The 19,185-nt window shown below is 33.2% G+C and carries 17 protein-coding genes and 1 tRNA gene; 16 read left to right on the top strand and 2 right to left on the bottom strand.

Features of this window, described 5'->3' with window-relative positions:
* Positions 1–51 precede the first annotated feature (51 nt).
* Positions 52–126: transfer RNA gene (locus Q0770_RS14535), tRNA-Pro, on the bottom strand.
* Between the two features lie 189 nt (positions 127–315).
* Here Q0770_RS14535 and Q0770_RS14530 point away from each other — a divergent pair.
* The 16 genes from Q0770_RS14530 to Q0770_RS14455 all read left to right on the top strand — a co-directional run bounded on the left by Q0770_RS14530 (position 316) and on the right by Q0770_RS14455 (position 18,179).
* Complete coding sequence (locus Q0770_RS14530; protein WP_299118149.1) at positions 316–2,574, top strand: TonB-dependent receptor domain-containing protein; 2,259 nt, start codon at positions 316–318, stop codon at positions 2,572–2,574.
* 39 nt (positions 2,575–2,613) lie between these two features.
* Positions 2,614–3,798, top strand: a complete 1,185-nt coding sequence (locus tag Q0770_RS14525; protein ID WP_299118148.1) for a PQQ-dependent sugar dehydrogenase — start codon at positions 2,614–2,616, stop codon at positions 3,796–3,798.
* A gap of 4 nt (positions 3,799–3,802) precedes the next feature.
* Positions 3,803–4,261 (top strand): cytochrome c, encoded by a 459-nt coding sequence (locus Q0770_RS14520; protein WP_299118147.1) that lies wholly within the window; start codon positions 3,803–3,805, stop codon positions 4,259–4,261.
* A 47-nt stretch (positions 4,262–4,308) separates the two neighbouring features.
* Positions 4,309–4,914, top strand: coding sequence for a uridine kinase (gene udk, locus Q0770_RS14515; RefSeq protein ID WP_299118146.1), 606 nt, complete (start codon positions 4,309–4,311; stop codon positions 4,912–4,914).
* Between the two features lies 1 nt (position 4,915).
* Entirely contained in the window at positions 4,916–5,242 is a 327-nt protein-coding gene (locus tag Q0770_RS14510) for a septum formation initiator family protein (protein WP_299118145.1), read from the top strand.
* On the top strand, positions 5,235–6,596 hold the full coding sequence (locus Q0770_RS14505; protein WP_299118144.1) for a methylmalonyl-CoA mutase subunit beta: 1,362 nt from the start codon (positions 5,235–5,237) through the stop codon (positions 6,594–6,596). Before Q0770_RS14510 ends, Q0770_RS14505 begins: the two co-directional genes overlap by 8 nt.
* 9 nt (positions 6,597–6,605) lie before the next feature.
* A complete protein-coding gene (locus tag Q0770_RS14500; protein WP_299118142.1) occupies positions 6,606–7,244 on the top strand; it encodes a hypothetical protein in 639 nt (212 codons plus the stop codon).
* The gene (scpA, locus tag Q0770_RS14495) at positions 7,244–9,367 is read left to right on the top strand and encodes a methylmalonyl-CoA mutase (protein WP_299118141.1); all 2,124 of its coding nucleotides are present in this window, start codon (positions 7,244–7,246) and stop codon (positions 9,365–9,367) included. Before Q0770_RS14500 ends, scpA begins: the two co-directional genes overlap by 1 nt.
* Positions 9,368–9,500: 133 nt before the next feature.
* Positions 9,501–12,359, top strand: coding sequence for a pitrilysin family protein (locus Q0770_RS14490; RefSeq protein WP_299118140.1), 2,859 nt, complete (start codon positions 9,501–9,503; stop codon positions 12,357–12,359).
* Between the two features lie 134 nt (positions 12,360–12,493).
* On the top strand, positions 12,494–13,258 hold the full coding sequence (locus tag Q0770_RS14485; protein ID WP_299118138.1) for a ParA family protein: 765 nt from the start codon (positions 12,494–12,496) through the stop codon (positions 13,256–13,258).
* The gene (locus Q0770_RS14480) at positions 13,258–14,160 is read left to right on the top strand and encodes a ParB/RepB/Spo0J family partition protein (RefSeq protein ID WP_299118136.1); all 903 of its coding nucleotides are present in this window, start codon (positions 13,258–13,260) and stop codon (positions 14,158–14,160) included. The genes Q0770_RS14485 and Q0770_RS14480 overlap by 1 nt, the downstream gene beginning before the upstream one ends.
* Entirely contained in the window at positions 14,150–14,752 is a 603-nt protein-coding gene (locus Q0770_RS14475) for a DUF5683 domain-containing protein (protein ID WP_299118135.1), read from the top strand. The genes Q0770_RS14480 and Q0770_RS14475 overlap by 11 nt, the downstream gene beginning before the upstream one ends.
* 98 nt (positions 14,753–14,850) lie before the next feature.
* Positions 14,851–15,552 carry a 4-hydroxy-tetrahydrodipicolinate reductase gene (gene dapB / locus Q0770_RS14470; protein ID WP_299118134.1) on the top strand — a complete coding sequence of 234 codons (702 nt, stop codon included), beginning with the start codon at positions 14,851–14,853 and terminating at the stop codon, positions 15,550–15,552.
* Between the two features lie 63 nt (positions 15,553–15,615).
* Complete coding sequence (gene lepB / locus Q0770_RS14465; protein WP_299118133.1) at positions 15,616–17,238, top strand: signal peptidase I; 1,623 nt, start codon at positions 15,616–15,618, stop codon at positions 17,236–17,238.
* 12 nt (positions 17,239–17,250) lie between these two features.
* Positions 17,251–17,865 (top strand): WbqC family protein, encoded by a 615-nt coding sequence (locus Q0770_RS14460; protein WP_299118132.1) that lies wholly within the window; start codon positions 17,251–17,253, stop codon positions 17,863–17,865.
* Entirely contained in the window at positions 17,865–18,179 is a 315-nt protein-coding gene (locus Q0770_RS14455) for a DUF6122 family protein (RefSeq protein ID WP_299118130.1), read from the top strand. The genes Q0770_RS14460 and Q0770_RS14455 overlap by 1 nt, the downstream gene beginning before the upstream one ends.
* On the opposite strand, the gene Q0770_RS14450 is transcribed toward Q0770_RS14455, so the two are convergent.
* Complete coding sequence (locus tag Q0770_RS14450) at positions 18,171–19,184, bottom strand: endonuclease/exonuclease/phosphatase family protein (protein WP_299118127.1); 1,014 nt, start codon at positions 19,182–19,184, stop codon at positions 18,171–18,173. The genes Q0770_RS14455 and Q0770_RS14450 overlap by 9 nt on opposite strands.
* Position 19,185 lies beyond the last annotated feature (1 nt).

Here is a 19,185-nt window from a genome sequence, read left to right as displayed (position 1 = left end):
TTATTAAAATTTCAACAAATAAAAAGCTCAGTCTTCACTGAGCTTTTTTTGTCGGGGTGGCAGGATTCGAACCTGCGGCCTCCACGTCCCAAACGTGGCGCGATAACCGGGCTACGCTACACCCCGAATAGTTACCATTTTAGGAGTGCAAATATAGGTAAAATACAAGGTTTACCAAATAAGTTTTCAAAACTATTTAACCTTAACAAATAATTTAGAAGACATCGCAATTTATATCTGTTATTTTGTAACAATTAAAACCTAACCACCATCAAGCATAAACCAAATTTCGTAATAAAGCATATTCTAGCAATAGTGTTCTCTTGTTATAGTTTAGCTCTACTATCTCAGATAAAAGGAAAGATAATTGATAGTCAAACAGGAGTAGCCATACCAAATGTTAGTGTTATTTCATCTGATAATTCTAAAAGCTATTCAAATTCAGATGGGCACTTCCAAGTAGAAAGAAAAGGTTCTTATACTTTTGAACACCTAGGCTATTTAAAAATTGTCAAAAACATTGAATCAGAAGATTACTTAATCATTCAGATGACTTTAAAGCCCTCAGAATTAAATGAAGTTATTATTGATGCCAACCATATACCTAAAACACTTAAAAGAGTAGTAACAACTACCGAAATTCTAACAAAAAAAGATATTGAATTAGGTAATGATATAAATATAGCGCAAGTTCTTAACCGAACTCCTGGTCTCTATATGCAAAGCGGTGCTTTAAACACCAACAGATTAACTATAAGAGGTATTGGTTCTCGTAATCTTTTCGGAACTTCAAAAATAAGAGCCTATTTTAAAGATATTCCATTGACAAATGGTAGTGGCGAAACTAATATCGAAGATTTTGAACTCAACACAATTTCGCAAATAAACATTACTAAGGGTGCAACTTCAAGTATTTACGGCGCTGGTTTAGGAGGCTCAATTCAGCTTACACCAACAAACGCAAATTTAAATGAGACTTCTGTTAGTTCAGAATTTTCTTTTGGCTCTTTCGGTCTTTTAAAATCTACTTTAAATTTTAACCACGGAACGACAAAACATAGTTTTAGAGGAGTATATAGCAATACTAATTCTGATGGCTATAGAGACAACAACAATTATGAGAGACAGACTTTTACATTGACTTCTAATCATTTTATAAATGAAAAGAATGAATTGACTTTTCTGGGAAGTTATGTCGATTTAAAAGCCTTTATTCCAAGCTCAATAAATGAAGATACTTTTTTAAATAATCCAAGTGCCGCAGCTTTTACATGGCGTCAAGCACAAGGTTTTGAAGATTCTCAGCGTGGTATCTTTGGTGTGACATGGAATCATTCATACAATAAAAACATAAAACAAATGACTAGTGTTTTTACATCATTTAGAAATGGTTATGAACCTAGGCCTTTCAATATTTTAGATGAAAACACATTTGCATATGGTATAAGGAGTCGTCTATTAGGCAATATTCAGCTTTTTCAAAAAACTCTTAACTATACTATAGGCGGTGAATATTTTAAAGACAATTACAGTTCTAAAACCTTTCAAAACCTATATCAAGATTTCCCAGAAGGTACAGGAAGTGTAGAGGGCAATGAATTATCCAATTTTAAAGAAGATAGAAACTATTACAATTTGTTTTTTGAAATAAATTACGAGTTGTCAAATAAAACCACATTAGTTGCTGGACTAAATTATAACCAAACATCTTATGATTTAGAAGATCGTTTTCCTGTATCTGATACCAATCCTGACCAATCAGGAACTTTTGAGTTTGATGGTATTTTTTCTCCTAAAATTGGATTATTATATTTAGCAACCGAAAATATCAGTCTATATTCTAGTATTAGTCAAGGCTTCTCTCCTATTTCGCTGGAAGAAACCTTATTACCTGATGGGCAAATAAACACTGAACTTGAACCAGAAACCGGTTGGAATTATGAAATTGGTACTCGGGGAACTCTTTTAAATAAGAAGCTACAATTTAATCTTGCCATATATAGATTGGATGTTAGAAATTTATTAGTAGCTAGACGAACTGCACAGGACCAATTTATAGGTGTTAATGCTGGCCAAACACTTCATGACGGCTTAGAATTAGGGGTAGGCTCAATCCTCATAGAGAATGAAAACTTTAAACTGAATGCATTTTTCAACTATAGTCTCAATAATTACAAATTTGAAGATTTTATAGATGATGAAAATAATTTCTCCGGAAATGATTTAACAGGTGTACCTTCAGATATCTTAAACGCTGGTTTAGATTTTAATTCTAGGATTGGTATTTATGGTAATATTAATTTTCAACATGTTGGTCGACAACCTATAACAGATAGCAACAGTTTATATAGCAATAGCTATAATCTCACCAATATCAAAGTTGGTTTTCAGAAAAGCTTTTCAAAAAAACTTACTCTAAATATATTTTATGGTTTAGATAATATTTTTGATGAAGATTATGCATCGCAAATCCTTATAAATGCTCGTAGTTTTGCAGGCAGTCAACCGCGCTATTTTTATCCTGGAAATCCTGTTAATTATTATACCGGATTAAATATTAACTATATGTTTTAAACAAATATGTCTAACTTTAAATCGTAAAACCACTTTATCATGAAACAGATAAAATTATTAATAGCTGCTTTGAGTATTGTCTTTACAGCTTGCGGACAAAAACAAGATAAAAAAACAGAAACAGCTGCAGTAACAGAAATAGAAGCACAAATAGAAGTTGGTACAGAATCTTCTGTAGAAGCTGAAGCTGCTGCAAACATTAACTACTCAACAAAAATTATAGTTCCTGATTTAAACATTCCTTGGGGAATGGCTTTTTTACCTGATGGGTCAATGTTAATTACAGAAAAAGCAGGTGAATTAATTCATTTTAAAGATGGTAAAAAAACACTTATTGAAGGCTTACCTGACATATATGTTCGTGGGCAAGGCGGATTGTTAGATATAGAATTACATCCTGACTATGAAAACAATGGTTGGTTATATATTACCCATGCCTCTGAAGATGGTGATGGCAATGGTGGTAATACTGCATTGTTAAGAGCAAAGCTAGAAGGCAATACACTAACCAATGTAAAACGCCTTTATAAAGCTGGTCCAAATTCTCGTCGTGGTCAGCACTTTGGTTCTCGTATTGAGTTTGACAATGATGGTTATTTGTACTTCTCCATTGGTGATCGGGGTAACAGAGATGAAAATCCTCAAGATATTACTCGTGATTGTGGAAAAGTCTATAGATTAAATGATGATGGTTCAATCCCAAAAGACAATCCTTTTGTTAACGAAGTCAATGCTAAAACAGCAATATTCAGCTATGGTCACAGAAACCCACAAGGTATGGCTAAACATCCAAAAACAGGAAAGATATGGGTACATGAGCATGGCCCAAAGGGTGGTGATGAGATTAATGTTGTACAAAAAGGAAAAAACTTTGGATGGCCTGTGATTAGTTATGGTGTAAACTATAGCGGTACAAGATTTACAGATATTACTGCAAAAGAAGGTATGCAACAACCTTTATTCTATTGGGTACCATCAATTGCTCCTAGCGGAATGGATTTTGTGACTTCAGAAAAATATCCAGATTGGGAAGGTAATTTACTCGTAGGATCCTTAAAATTTGAATACTTAGAACGTTTAGTTATCAAAAACAATAAAGTCACTAAGCGTGAAAAATTATTAGAAGGTATGGGACGTGTAAGAGATGTGAAACAAGGCCCTGATGGTTTTATTTATGTAGCATTAGAAAATGTAGGTATTGTAAAAATAGTCCCTAATTCATAAACATATGAGCACAAAATTAATATTGCTTTTTCTAATAATAGGTTTAGTTTTCACAAGCTGTAATGATAAAAAAGCGGATGTAAGTTATAGTAAAAAAGAACAGCCAAAAGCTTTAAAAGAACTATCTCCTTTGGAAAAAAGTATCAAAACTGGCAAAGTCATATACAAAGATATGTGTGTTGTTTGTCATCTAGATAATGGCAAAGGTGTTCCAAAGGCATTTCCTCCTTTAGCAAATTCAGATTACCTAAAAGATAACCAAGAAGAAAGTATTCTTGGATTAAAAAAAGGTATGAAAGGAGAAATCGTTGTTAACGGAGAAACCTATAATAGCTACATGGCACCGCTTGGGCTTGGCAATGATGAAATTGCTGATGTCATGAATTATATTAATAATAGTTGGGGGAATGATTTTGGCAAAATGATTTCAGAAGAAGAAGTCGCAAATCTCATCAAAAAATAAGCTTATTTAGCTAACTTTGTACCTTAAAACGAAAACTAAGCCAATAAATGCTAATAATCGGAATTGCTGGAGGTACCGGATGTGGTAAAACAACAGTTGTTAATACTATAATTGATGAACTACCTGAAGGAGAAGTTGTAGTTATATCTCAAGATTCTTATTACAAAGAAACCTCGCATTTAAGTTATGAAGAGCGGGTAAAAATTAATTTTGATCACCCAAGATCAATAGATTTTGATTTATTAGTTAGCCATCTTAATGATTTAAAAAAAAATAAATCTATTGAGCAACCTGTATATTCATTTGTTAAGCATAATAGGACTGGTGATACCATTTTAACAAAACCAAGAAAAGTTGTTATTGTAGAAGGCATTTTGATTCTTACAAATCCAGAAATTAGAGAATTATTCGATATAAAGATATTTGTTCACGCAGATAGTGACGAACGTTTAATTAGACGTCTTAAAAGAGACATCAGCGAACGTGGTCGTGATATAGACGAAGTGTTGACTAGGTATCAAAACACCTTAAAACCAATGCACGAGCAGTTTATTGAACCTATGAAAGAGTATGCAGATATTATTATCCCAAACAATAAATACAATACCGTTGCGGTTGATATTGTAAAAACCATAATTAGCGAACGTTTATAACATGGCTAAATTCAACAAGAAATATCTAAAACCATTAAAAAACTTTTATGTCGTTGGCTTAATTGCCTTTGCCATATGGATGATATTTTTTGACACACATTCTTGGTTACTGCATAGAGATTTAAATAAGGATATGGATGCGCTTGAAAATGAAAAGCAGTACTACAAAAATGAAATGCGTAAAGACGACAAAGCCATTAAAGAATTAAGCACAGAAGAAGGTGTAGAAAAAGTAGCAAGGGAAACGTATTACATGAAAAAGCCAAAAGAAGAGATTTACATTATAGAATACGAAGACAGTATTTCAAAAAAGAAGAAAGATGAGTAAATCGTTATTCAAAGATTTTAATCCTGTATCTTCTAAAGAATGGAAGCAGAAAATCCAAGTAGACCTTAAAGGAGCTGATTACAATGATTCTTTGATTTGGAAAACATCAGAAGGTATTGATGTAAAGCCTTTTTATCATGCTGATGAATTTGATAAATTTCCATATACCTCAAATACAGAAGCTACAAATTGGAAGATTTCCCAAAGCATAGATGTAACAGACAATACTGAAGCCAATTCAACTGCTAGAGAGGCTTTAAGCAAAGGTGCTGAGCATATTATTTTCAATTTAAAAAATGAGAATATTAAACTAGTAGAATTAGTATCTGGTATAAATGCACCAATTCATATTAATGCAAAAAAGTTATCCATTGAGTTAATTGAAGAGTTTTCAGAACTTAACAATTCAAACAGCATAACATTTAATAATGATATTATTGGAAATCTAGTAAGAACTGGAAACTGGTTTACAAATCTAAAAGAAGACCATACCATATTTGAATCTTCAGTAAAAAACGCCAATCAGCTTTATATAGACCTTAGTTGTTACCAAAACGCAGGAGCTACTAATATTCAACAATTAGCATATGGTTTAGCACACATAAATGAGTATTTAAATCATTTAGAAAATTTGATTAGTGCAGCATCAAAACAGTCTCTTAAAGTTACTTTTAATGTACCTATTAGCAGCAATTACTTTTTTGAAATTGCGAAGCTACGAGCATTAAGACAGCTTTGGAGTACGCTTGCAAGTACTTATAATATAAATCAAGATTGTACAATAGCAGTAACACCAAGTAAACGAAATAAAACCATTTACGACTATAATGTAAATATGCTACGTACAACTACAGAGTGCATGAGTGCCGTTTTGGGTGGAGCAAACATAATTTATAACCAACCATACAATCAATTGTTTCAAGAAACAACTGAGTTTGGTGAGCGTATCTCTAGAAATCAATTATTGATTCTGAAAAGTGAAAGTTATTTTGATGCTGTAAACAATCCTTCAGACGGTTCTTATTACATCGAGCAATTAACAACTCAATTAGGAGAAAAAGCATTAGAGCTTTTCAAAAATATTGAAGCAAATGGCGGCTTTTTAAATCAGTTAAAAGAAGGCACAATTCAGCGTAAAATAAAGGAAAGTGCTCAAAAAGAACAAGTTGCTTTTAACAATGGTGATATCACACTTTTAGGCACAAACAAGCATCCTAATTTAGCTGATAAAATGAAATATACGCTTGAAAAGCAACCGTTTTTAAAAATTGAAAAGCGAAAAACTATTATCGAGCCTATTATTGAAAAAAGGCTATCTGAAAATTTGGAAGTCAAAAGATTAAATGAAGAATAAAACATGACAATGAAAAAATCTATAGCCCCAATTTTATTGATTTTTATAATCACTTTGCAATCCTGTAAAAATGATATTAAAATCGAAAATGTTTTTGAGCAAAAAGTAGAAACAAATACATTACCTGGGAAAAAACATTTCCTTGAAGAAGACGATATTCAAATATTTCTTCCAGAAGTTTTCGAACGTTATGCTGCTGCAGAATACGAAACCGTTTTAGACTCTCTAGTTAAAAACAAAAAACAATTTCTTTTAGAGCGAGAACGTCTTAAAAATCTAAGAGGATTAAAAGGTAATAGTTACATCTTCTTTGCACCAAGAGTTAATGCTACTTATTTTGTAAATACAATTCCATATGCGCCGATTAGAAAGCAAGATGCACAAAAATTATTAGGCATAATTAGACAGAATCAAAATCGAGCAACAGAAAACACGCAAGTAGAGTTCACAAAAATTACAGCAAAATACAGCTCCTTAACTAGTGCCCAAGTCTTCAAAGCAATTTTTAGAGTAGACTTAAAAAAAGAAAAGACATTTTATTTTCAGCATGCATATTTCATAAGTTCTAATCAAAAATCAGTGCTACTAAATTTAACTACACCGATGGAAATTGACCTTGACCCATATATTGAAAAAATGATTTTCTAATGAAAAGAAAAGGCATTCAACATATTACGTTAGATACTTCTAAGGAAAATAAATTCACTCAAGATAAGAGCATATTTAAAACTGCTGAAGATATTGATGTAAAATCAACATATACTAAAGAAGATATAAAAGACTTAGAGCATCTCAACTTTGTTGCTGGTCTAGCACCTAATCTTCGAGGTCCATATTCAACTATGTACGTTCGTAGACCTTGGACGATACGTCAATATGCAGGTTTCTCTACAGCAGAAGAAAGTAATGCTTTTTATAGACGTAATTTGGCAGCCGGACAAAAAGGGTTATCTGTAGCTTTTGATTTAGCTACCCATAGAGGTTACGATAGTGACCATGAACGTGTTGTTGGTGATGTTGGTAAGGCTGGTGTTGCTATTGATTCTGTTGAAGATATGAAAGTACTCTTCGACCAGATTCCATTAGATAAAATGTCAGTATCTATGACTATGAATGGTGCCGTTTTACCAATCATGGCATTTTATATTGTTGCTGCTGAAGAGCAAGGTGTAAAACCAGAACAATTAGCTGGTACAATACAGAATGATATTCTAAAGGAGTTTATGGTACGTAATACTTACATATACCCGCCAACACCTTCAATGGAGATTATCTCTGATATTTTTCAATATACAAGTAACAATATGCCGCGTTTTAATAGCATTAGTATCTCAGGATATCACATGCAAGAAGCTGGAGCTACCTGTGATATTGAGCTTGCCTATACACTTGCAGATGGTTTAGAGTACATTAAGAAAGGGCTTGAAGCTGGTATGGATATCGATACCTTCGCGCCTCGCCTTTCATTCTTTTGGGCCATAGGCATGAATCATTTTATGGAGATTGCAAAAATGCGAGCCGCTCGAATGCTTTGGGCAAAAATCGTCAAGCAATTTAATCCTAAAAACCCAAAGTCCTTAGCTTTACGTACGCATTGCCAAACCTCTGGTTGGAGTTTAACAGAACAAGATCCATTTAATAATGTGGCTAGAACATGTATTGAAGCTTCCGCAGCGGCTTTTGGCGGTACACAAAGCTTACACACCAATGCATTAGATGAAGCTATTGCATTACCAACTGATTTCTCTGCCCGTATAGCAAGAAATACGCAAATATACCTTCAAGAAGAAACGCATATTACAAAAACTGTTGATCCATGGGCAGGTAGTTATTATGTCGAAAAATTAACGCATGACATCGCAGAAAAAGCTTGGCAATTAATTGAAGAAGTTGAAGACCTAGGCGGCATGACAAAAGCCATTGAGGCTGGCATTCCAAAACTTCGTATCGAAGAAGCCGCTGCTAGAAAGCAAGCACGGATAGATTCTGGTCAGGATATTATTGTTGGTGTTAATAAGTACCGACTTGAAGAAGAAGACCCGCTTCATATTTTAGAAGTGGATAATCAAACAGTTAGACAACAACAGATTGAACGTTTAAACCAGATAAAAACAGATAGAAATACTTCTGAAGTTAAAGAAGCTCTATCAAAATTAACTCAAGCAGCAAAATCGGGTGAAGAAAATTTACTAGCTTTAGCTGTAGATGCAGCTCGAAAACGTGCAACTTTAGGCGAGATTAGCGATGCTCTAGAAGCCGAATTTGGACGTTATAAAGCACAAATAAAATCATTCTCAGGCGTGTATAGTAAAGAAATAAAAGACGATAGTAGCTTTAAAAAAGCACGAGAATTAGCGGATCAATTTGCCGAACAAGATGGCCGTCGTCCACGTATTATGATTGCCAAAATGGGACAAGACGGTCATGACCGAGGCGCAAAAGTAGTCGCTACTGGTTATGCTGATGTTGGGTTTGATGTAGATATTGGCCCTCTATTTCAAACACCTAAAGAAGCTGCAAAACAAGCTGTAGAAAATGATGTGCATATTCTTGGCGTTTCTTCACTTGCTGCAGGTCACAAAACATTAGTTCCTCAAGTTATTGAAGAACTAAAGGCTTATGGACGTGATGATATTATGGTCATTGTCGGTGGTGTAATTCCAAAACAGGATTATCAATATTTATTTGATGCTGGTGCAGTTGCCGTTTTTGGACCTGGTACAAAAATTAGTGATGCTGCTATTCAGATATTAGAGATACTCATCGACTAATATTTATCTTAATTATTTTGACTCTTCACAATTTTTAACTAAAAATTTAGTTAAAATACACAAACTCGCACATTTGTCAGACTTTTATGACTAAATTGAGTGTTCGAAAAAAAATTAAATTAAACCATCAATTATGAAAACATCAGTTTCAGCATTACTACGTATTACTTTATTTTGTTTAGTTGCATTTTCAATTTCCGCAAATGCACAGATTACAACTAATCCTGAGAATCAAAAAACAGGCTCAGTTCCTTCGGATAACTTACCTATTACACCAGATGTGAAAATTGGAAAATTATCTAACGGTCTTACCTACTACATTCAAAATAATGGAAAACCAGAAGATAAAGTGGAATTGCGTTTAGCTATAAAAGCTGGTTCCATTTTAGAAACTGACGATCAAGTTGGTTTAGCACACTTCATGGAACATATGAATTTTAATGGTACAAAGAATTTTGAGAAAAATGAGCTTGTAGATTATCTACAAGGTATTGGTATAGAATTTGGTGCTGACCTTAATGCCTACACTAGCTTTGATGAAACTGTATACATTTTACCTATTCCAAGTGATGATCCAGAAAAATTAGATAAAGGATTTCAAATATTAAACGATTGGGCAGGAAATGCACTTCTAACTGACAAAGATATTGATGAAGAACGTGGTGTTGTTATAGAAGAATACCGTACAAGATTGGGTGCAGCTACACGTATGCAAAAAAACTATTTGAACAAAATTGCATACAAGTCAAGATATGCAGACCGATTACCAATTGGTACAAAAGAAAATTTAGAAACTTTTAATTATGAAAGCGTAAGAAATTTTCAAAAGGATTGGTATAGACCAAATTTAATGGCAGTAATAGCAGTTGGTGACTTGGATGTTGAAACTCTTGAAAAAAAGATTAAAGCTAATTTTGGAGATTTAAAAAATCCTGAGAACCCAAAACCAAGAGAGGAATATGGCTCTGAAAATCATGAAGGCACATTAGTAGCTATTGAATGGGATGAAGAAGCAACATCAAGTCAAGTTCAAATTTATTATAAGGACAAAGGACAGCCACAAAAAACAAGAACAGTAAAAGATTATAGAGACAATGTCGTCGAAGGCTTGTTTGACCAAATGATTAACAATCGTCTAGCAGAATTCAGCAACAAACCTAATCCACCTTTTATATTTGGTTTTTCTTATAAAGGACAAATCATTGGTAATAAAGAAGCTTACCAATCGTTTGCTCAAACTAATGAAACTGGACAAATGGCAGCTCTTAGGACTTTGCTAGAAGAAAATGAGCGCGTAAAACGTTATGGCTTTAAAGCTTCTGAATTTGAGCGCGCTAAAAAAGATTATTTAGTACGACTTGAACGCTCTTATAAAAATAAAGACAAGTTAGAATCTAACAGAATTGTTGGACGCTATGTTCAACATTTTTTAAGAGAAAATCCTATTCCTGGAGAAGCATGGATATTTAGTTATGCTAAAGAAGAACTACCTAACATTAAGTTAGATGAAGTAAATGCTCTAATTAAAGATTTTTTACATGATGATAATCGTTTAGTTGTTTTAACTGGACCAAAGAAAGAAGGCCTCAAAAAAATTACTGAACAAGAAGTTATTGCATTGCTTGATGAAGTAAAAAAATCTGATGTATCAGATTATGAGGATGAAGCCGTAAGGAGTGAGATGATGACTACAAAGCCAGCGAAAGGGGGTATTGTAGATATGACAATAAATAATCACGAAAAATTAAATGAAACTATTACTCTAACATTAAGTAATGGAGCAAAAATAATTTACAAAAAGACTGATTTTAAAAATGATGAAGTATTATTTGACGCGTTTAGCTATGGAGGTTCTTCATTATACAGCGACGAAGACTTTTTACAAGTTGCACATGCAAATGGTGGTCTAGCAGAAGCAAGTCTAGATGGTTTATCAAAAAATGATATGGCAAAAATGATGTCTGGTAAAATTGCTAGAGTTAGACCTTCAATAGGTACTTATTCTGAAAATTTAAGAGGTTCTGCATCTCCTAAGGATTTAGAAACCCTTTTTCAAATGATCCATCTGTATTTCACAAAATTAGATAAGGATGATGAAGCTTTTGCCTCATATGTGAGTAAGCAAAAAGCGTTTTTAGGAAATATAGGTTCAAACCCAAATATTTCTTTTCAATTAGCAGTTGGCAAATTTTTAAATGAAGGAAATCCTAGATATACAGGTTTACCATCACCAGAGGATTTGGACAAGGCAAATTATGCATTAGCATACAAAAAGTATAAAGAGCGCTTTGCCAATGCTGGAGATTTTAATTTTTATTTTGTTGGTAACATAGATGATAACAAAATAGGTGAACTAGCAGAAACCTATATTGCATCACTTCCAGGAAATAAAAATAGAGAAACATACAAAGTACCATCTTTTAGACCAAAAACAGGAGCAAATGAGCTTACAGTTAGAAAAGGCTCGGAACCGCAAAGTCAAGTACGTTTAAGTTGGTCAGGAGAGACAGCATACAATGCTAAAGAAGCTAGAGCAATGGATGCTGTTGCTGAAGCATTGAGTATAAAGCTTATTGAAAAACTTAGAGAAGAAGAAGGTGGTGTTTATGGTGCTGGCGCAAGAGGTTCTATTAGTAAAATACCATATGGTAGATTTAATTTCAGTATTTCATTCCCATGTGCACCAGAAAATGTAGATAAACTTATTACAGCATCCATAGCCGAAGTCGAAAAAATTATTGAAAATGGACCTACAGATGAAGATTTGGATAAAGTAAAAAAAGCAAAATTACTATCTCGTAAAGATCAATTGGAGCAAAATCGTTTTTGGCTAAATGTAATTAGAAGTGCAGACTATAATAAATCTGATATTAATAATGTACTCAACTACGAAAAAAACATAAATGCATTAACAAAAAAAGACCTTCAAGATGTAGCTAGAAAATATTTAACAAAGGGATATTTAAAAGCTATTTTATTACCTGAAGAATAAAATTTACGATAAATAAGTTTAATAAAAGAGCGGCAAATTAGTCGCTCTTTTTAATTACTAGTATGTTAACAACTTCCATTTTCAAAACCCATAAATAATCGTATTTTTAAACCCTTAATTAACCAAATCAATTAATGGGTAAAATCATAGCCATAGCAAACCAAAAAGGTGGTGTTGGTAAAACAACTACTTCTGTAAACTTAGCCGCTTCTCTAGGTGTTTTAGAAAAAAATGTTTTACTAATAGATGTAGATCCGCAAGCTAATGCAAGCTCAGGCCTAGGTATTGATGTTGATGCTGTAGAGGTTGGTTCTTATCAAGTTTTAGAACATACAAAAACAGCAAAAGATGCTATCGTATCTTCAAATGCTCCTAATGTAGATATTATACCTGCGCACATAGATTTAGTTGCCATTGAGATAGAATTGGTAGATAAAGATGAACGCGAATACATGCTCAAAAAAGCAGTAGCAGAAATAAAGGATGATTATGATTTTATTATTCTAGACTGTGCGCCATCTTTAGGCCTGTTAACATTAAATGCTTTGACAGCTGCGGATTCTGTTATTATACCTATTCAATGTGAGTATTTTGCTCTTGAAGGCTTGGGCAAACTATTAAATACCGTAAAGAGTGTACAAAAAATACATAATGAAGCGTTAGATATAGAAGGAATGCTTTTAACAATGTTCGACTCTAGATTACGACTATCTAATCAAGTCGTTGAAGAAGTGCAAAAGCATTTTAGTGATATGGTTTTTGATACGATTATTCAACGTAATGTTCGTTTAGGAGAAGCTCCAAGTTACGGTGAAAGCATCATCAATTACGACGTTAGCAGTAAAGGTGCTGTTAATTATCTTAACTTGGCAAAAGAAATTATTAAAAAGAATTTATAATGGCGAAGGCAACAAAAAAACAGGCATTAGGTCGTGGACTTTCAGCATTGCTAAAAGACCCAGATAATGATATAAATTCTGCTCAAGACAAAAATGCTGATAAAGTTGTTGGCAATATTGTTGAATTAGATATAGAGGATATTGAAATGAACCCGTTTCAACCTCGTACAAATTTCAATGAAGAGACACTTCGTGAATTGGCATCTTCAATACGTGAGTTAGGTGTTATCCAACCAATAACTGTTCGGAAATTAGCATTTAACAAATACCAACTAGTATCTGGAGAGCGTCGTTTTAGAGCTTCAAAATTAATTGGAAACGCCACAATTCCGGCTTATATAAGAATAGCAAATGACCAAGAGTCTCTAGAAATGGCTTTGGTTGAAAACATTCAACGCCAAGACTTAGACCCAATTGAGATTGCACTATCCTACCAACGATTAATCGACGAAATTAAATTAACTCAAGAGCAAATGAGCGAGCGTGTTGGTAAAAAGCGTTCTACAATTGCTAATTATTTGCGTCTTTTAAAGCTAGATCCAATTATACAAACTGGTATGCGTGATGGCTTTATTTCTATGGGCCATGGTCGCGCAATGATTAACATTGAAAGTCAAGTAGACCAATTAGAAGTTTATGAAAAAATCATAAGTAACAAACTTTCTGTAAGAGCAACTGAGGCTTTGGTGAAAAATCTAAACAATCCCACAGGAACCAAAAACACATCTGAAGTAAGTGAACTTCCTAAACCTATTAAAAAAGGCATCAAGGAATTTTCGGAATACTTTGGGCATAAAATTGACGTTAAAGTAGCTAAGAATGGTAGTGGGAAAATTTCTATCCCCTTTCATTCCGAAGAAGATTTTAATCGTATTATAAAACTTGTTAAAAGTGCTAAATAAGCAACTTACCTTTTTATTAGTTTGTTTTTTATTTTCAGTATTTGGGTTTTCTCAAGTACAAAGAGACAGTACGATAGATACTACAATAGATGACTTAACGCTTGATAAAGCCCTTCTTTCAAAAAGAGAAATTGATCCGCTTAGACCATCTAAAGCGGCATTCTATTCTGCAATATTACCCGGATTGGGGCAAGCCTATAATAAGAAATATTGGAAAATCCCTATCGTACTTGGAGGAATTACTGGTGGTATTTTAGTTTATGATTTTAACAACAGGCAGTATAATCGATATCGGGATGCCTTTAAAAGGCGCCTAGCTGGTTTTAGAGACGATGAGTTTTATGGAACTGGACTTACGCCCGTAATTTCTGATGACGGACTTATAAGAGCGCAACGTCAATTTAGGCGCAATAGAGATATTGCTACTTTAATTACCGTTGGTATTTATGTGCTAAACATTATTGACGCCAATGTTGATGCACACTTATTACAATTTAATGTTGATGAAAACTTAGCTATGCGTCCACATTTTCAGTATAATCCTATGGAAGATTCTTCAGATTTAGGAGTCACAGTAAATTTCAAATTTTAGATTTATAGCAGATGAAACGTCGATTACTAATTTTAACGAATCAAAGAGATTATAATTTAGACGCTCCATCTGACATTAAAAACAATAACTATTAACAGATGAAAATAGCTTTACTCGGTTATGGTAAAATGGGAAAGATTATTGAGCGTGTTGCGAAAGAGCGAGGGCATTCAATAAGTCTTAAAGCTGATAGCAAAACCAAAGCGTTACATTTTGAAGACTCTGATGTTGCTATAGATTTTAGCTTACCATCTACTGCTGTTTCTAATATAAAAAGTGCCATAGAAGCCAATGTTCCTGTAATTTCTGGAACTACTGGTTGGCTAGAGAACTACGATGACATTGCAGATTATTGTAACACCAATAACGGTGCATTTTTATATGCCTCAAACTTTAGTCTCGGTGTTAATATCTTCTTTGAAGTTAATCGTGTTTTAGCATCACTAATAGCGAACTATCCTGATTATCATCTAGGTATAGAAGAAATTCATCATACTCAAAAATTAGATGCACCAAGTGGTACAGCAATTTCGCTAGCTAACGATATTATTAAAACTTCAGATTATAAAAACTGGACTTTAAATGCACCTAACTCTGATGAAATAAAAATTGATGCCAAACGTATTGAAGATGTCCCTGGAACTCACATTATAAACTATAATTCTGAAGTTGATTCTGTAGAAATAAAACATACAGCTCACAATAGAGAAGGTTTTGCCTTGGGCGCAGTAATTGCTTCTGAGTGGATTGCTGATAAAAAAGGTGTCTTTAGCATGAAAGACGTCTTAAATATTGGTTAATTTGCACAAAATTTGAAACAAATAGTAATACTTTTCTACCAACAGTAGATTAAAACAAAATATATGAACTGGACTGAGTGGTTAATCCTATTTTTGATATTACAAGTTATACACGGACTTGGTACATGGAAACTCTATATTAAAGCAGGAAGACAAGCTTGGGAGGCGTTTATTCCTATTTACAATGCCATAATCTTAATGAAGATTATTACACGCCCTTGGTATTGGGTTATTCTTATCTTCTTACCAATTGTAAATCTTATTATGATTCCTGCGACTTGGGTAGAAACAGCAAGAGCTTTTGGAAAGGACACCAAGTTAGATGCATTAATTTGCATATTAACTTTTGGGTTTTATCTCTATTATTTAAACTATATCGCTGATGTAGATTTTATTAAGGATAGACAATTAAAACCAAAAACATCAGCTGGCGAATGGATTACCTCTATTCTATTTGCTATTGTAGCAGCAACGATTGTACATACATACTTTTTTCAACCTTTTGTAATTCCGTCTTCATCTTTAGAAAAATCCCTATTAGTAGGAGATTTTTTAGTAGTTAGTAAAATCCATTATGGCGCACGTGCACCAATGACAACTATAGGTACACCAATGGTACATGATACTATCCCTGTTGCTAAAATTAAATCTTATCTATATGATGATAATTTTGAAAAGCGTAATACATCATGGAAAAACAAATTACAATTACCATACTTTAGATTCCCTGCTTTCCAAAAAATAAAAAACAATGATTACGTGGTTTTTGGGCAACCAGCAGATACGCTTCGTAATATGGATATTTTTACTCCAGACAGAAATTACTACAAGCCTATTGATAAAAAGACAAATCTAGTAAAGCGCTGTGTTGCGATTCCTGGCGATACACTAGAAATCAAAGAAGGTTATGTATATATTAATGGGAAGAAAAATGTGTTACCAGATAGAGCACAATTACAATTTTCTTATGATGTAAAGCTAAAGAATCCTCTAGCATCTCAAGCCGATGTTAATCGTATTCTTGCAGCTTTAGACCGAGCAGATATTGATGATGGTATGGGTCAAGCTCAAGGAGAAACAGATATATATAGAATCCGTGCTGCTTCGGATAAAGCTATTGCTTCATTTAAAAATCACCCTGAGGTAGCATCAGTAAAAAAGAATATCCAAGAAAAAGGCGTTTATGGTGGGACTTTTCCTAGAGACCCAAATTATTCATGGAATGTAGATTTCTTTGGACCATTATATATACCAAAGGCTGGAGCTTCTACTAAATTAACAGTACAAAATTTACCACTTTATGATAGGTTGATTCAAGAATACGAAGGCCATAACGTATATGCCAAAGGGAATGAAGTTATTTTAGATGGTGAAGTTGTTGATTCTTACACTTTTGAAAAAGACTATTACTGGATGATGGGAGACAATAGACATAATTCTGTTGATGCTCGCGCATGGGGATTTGTACCTTTTGATCACGTTATTGGTAAACCTGTTTTTATCTGGATGAGTATTGATGGTATTAACGATGGTATTAAAAATTGGAGCATCCGCTGGGACCGTGTTTTTACAACAGTGAATGGTAAAGGCGAACGTGTATCTTATCTTATACCTTTTATAGCAGTAATTTTCGGAATTACATTCTTTAATCGCTGGAGAAAGAAGAAGAAAGCTAAAGCAAAATAATCAATAGCACATATGCTTTTGCATCCTACATATTTTCCAAATATTGCACATTTTGTAGCGATATTAACTTCAGATAATTTAGTTTTTGAAGTCTGCGATAATTACCAAAAGCAAACCTATAGAAATCGTAGTGAGATATATGGTGCCAATGGTAAACTAGTCCTTTCTGTTCCAGTTTCCTACACTCAAAAGCTACGGCAACAATCAAAAGATGTTCAAATTTCATCTACTGATAACTGGCAACTACAGCATTTAAAATCTTTAGATTCAGCCTATCGTATGTCGCCTTTTTATGAGTTTTATATTGATGATTTAATGCCAATATTTGAGACGCAATTCAAATACCTATTAGATTTAAATCTAAAATGCTTCGAGTTAATTTCAGAAGCTTTAGAATTAAATAAAAGCTATACTTTATCAGAAGAATTTATAGTACCCGATAATTCTTCTAACGACTATAGACACTTGGTTAATGCAAAAAAGCACACCAATTTTCAATTTAATAAGTACACTCAAGTTTTTATGGATAAGCATGGTTACTTTCCAAATTTAAGCATCTTGGACTTATTATTTAATGAAGGTCCAAATACTCTAAATTACCTAGAAGCACAAATACCAAAATTGTAATGTTACAACCAATACTACATTATGGTATTCATTGTATTGGCCCATTAGTTATTGCATTACTCTTTTTCAGAAAGAAATGGAAAACTGCTTATCTAATTATGCTTTTAGGGCTATTAATAGATTTAGACCATTTGTTAGCAAACCCAATGTTTGATCCTAATCGCTGTAGTATTAACTATCACATTCTACATAGCTATTATGCCATTGCTATATATTTAGTTTTGGCATTGCTAAAATCGACACGATTACTTGGATTAGGGCTACTTATTCATATTATTGCAGATGCAGTAGATTGCAGTTTTATGTTACTTTAAAACGGCCTTAATTGGATAATGGTCTGAGAGTTTGATATCATAGTTTTTAAAACCATTAACCGTAAAAGATTCATCTACCAAAATAAAATCGATTCGTAATGGAATTATATTAAAATCAAAGGTTTTTCCAAAACCATTACCAGCCAGTTTAAAGGCATCTTTGAAATCACCTTTAATTTTGTCATAAACATAAGAATAAGCTGTGTTATTAAAATCTCCTGTAACAATAGATTTGTAAGGACATTTTGCTTTGTGCGCTAATACTAACTCAGCTTGTGACTGCTGCATCTGAAAAACCTCTCCAATACGCCTCGTTAATTTTTCTGAGCTTTCTTTTTTAAGCTCACTGACTTCTGTGCTTATTTTTGAAGATTGCAAATGCAAATTATAAATTCTAATCGTATCTTTTTGTCTCACGATATCCACAAATATGGCATTATTAGAAGTGTTTGGAAATGTAATAGAACCTGAATTAACGATAGGGAATTTTGAAAAAATAGCCTGACCGCTTTTTACTTTACCTTCTGAAACATTCTCAAATTTTTCGTAGCCTTCCAATTGAAAATTATCACTTTTACGGTATTCTTGAAAACTAATAATCGTTGGATTTTCAGACTTTATAAACTTTAAAATATCTGCTTCTACTGTTTTACTCGGAAGCCATTCAAATAAATTAAAAAGCCTCACATTATAATTCATGACCGAAAAATTAGACGCATCATCTACAGTTTTAGAACCCGTAAATTTATATATAGAAGTGATGTAACTAAACCCAATTAATAAAACAAAAAGCGATAACAGCAATTGCTTTTTTGCATTAAGCAACCAGTACAAAAAGAATAATATATTTAAAACAATAAGTACAGGAACAGCTAAACTTAATACAGAAAGTAGAGAGAAACTTTTAGGTGGAATATATGGCAATATATATGATACTAGTAATAAGAATGCGGCCAAAGAATTGACAAAAAAGATAATCTTATTTATAAATTTAAGTTTGCGCATA

The organism is uncultured Winogradskyella sp. (genome assembly GCF_947501905.1).
In the GTDB taxonomy this organism is placed as follows: domain Bacteria; phylum Bacteroidota; class Bacteroidia; order Flavobacteriales; family Flavobacteriaceae; genus Winogradskyella.
Note: the sequence above shows the minus strand (reverse complement) of the source record. Positions and strands in the feature narration are given on the sequence as shown.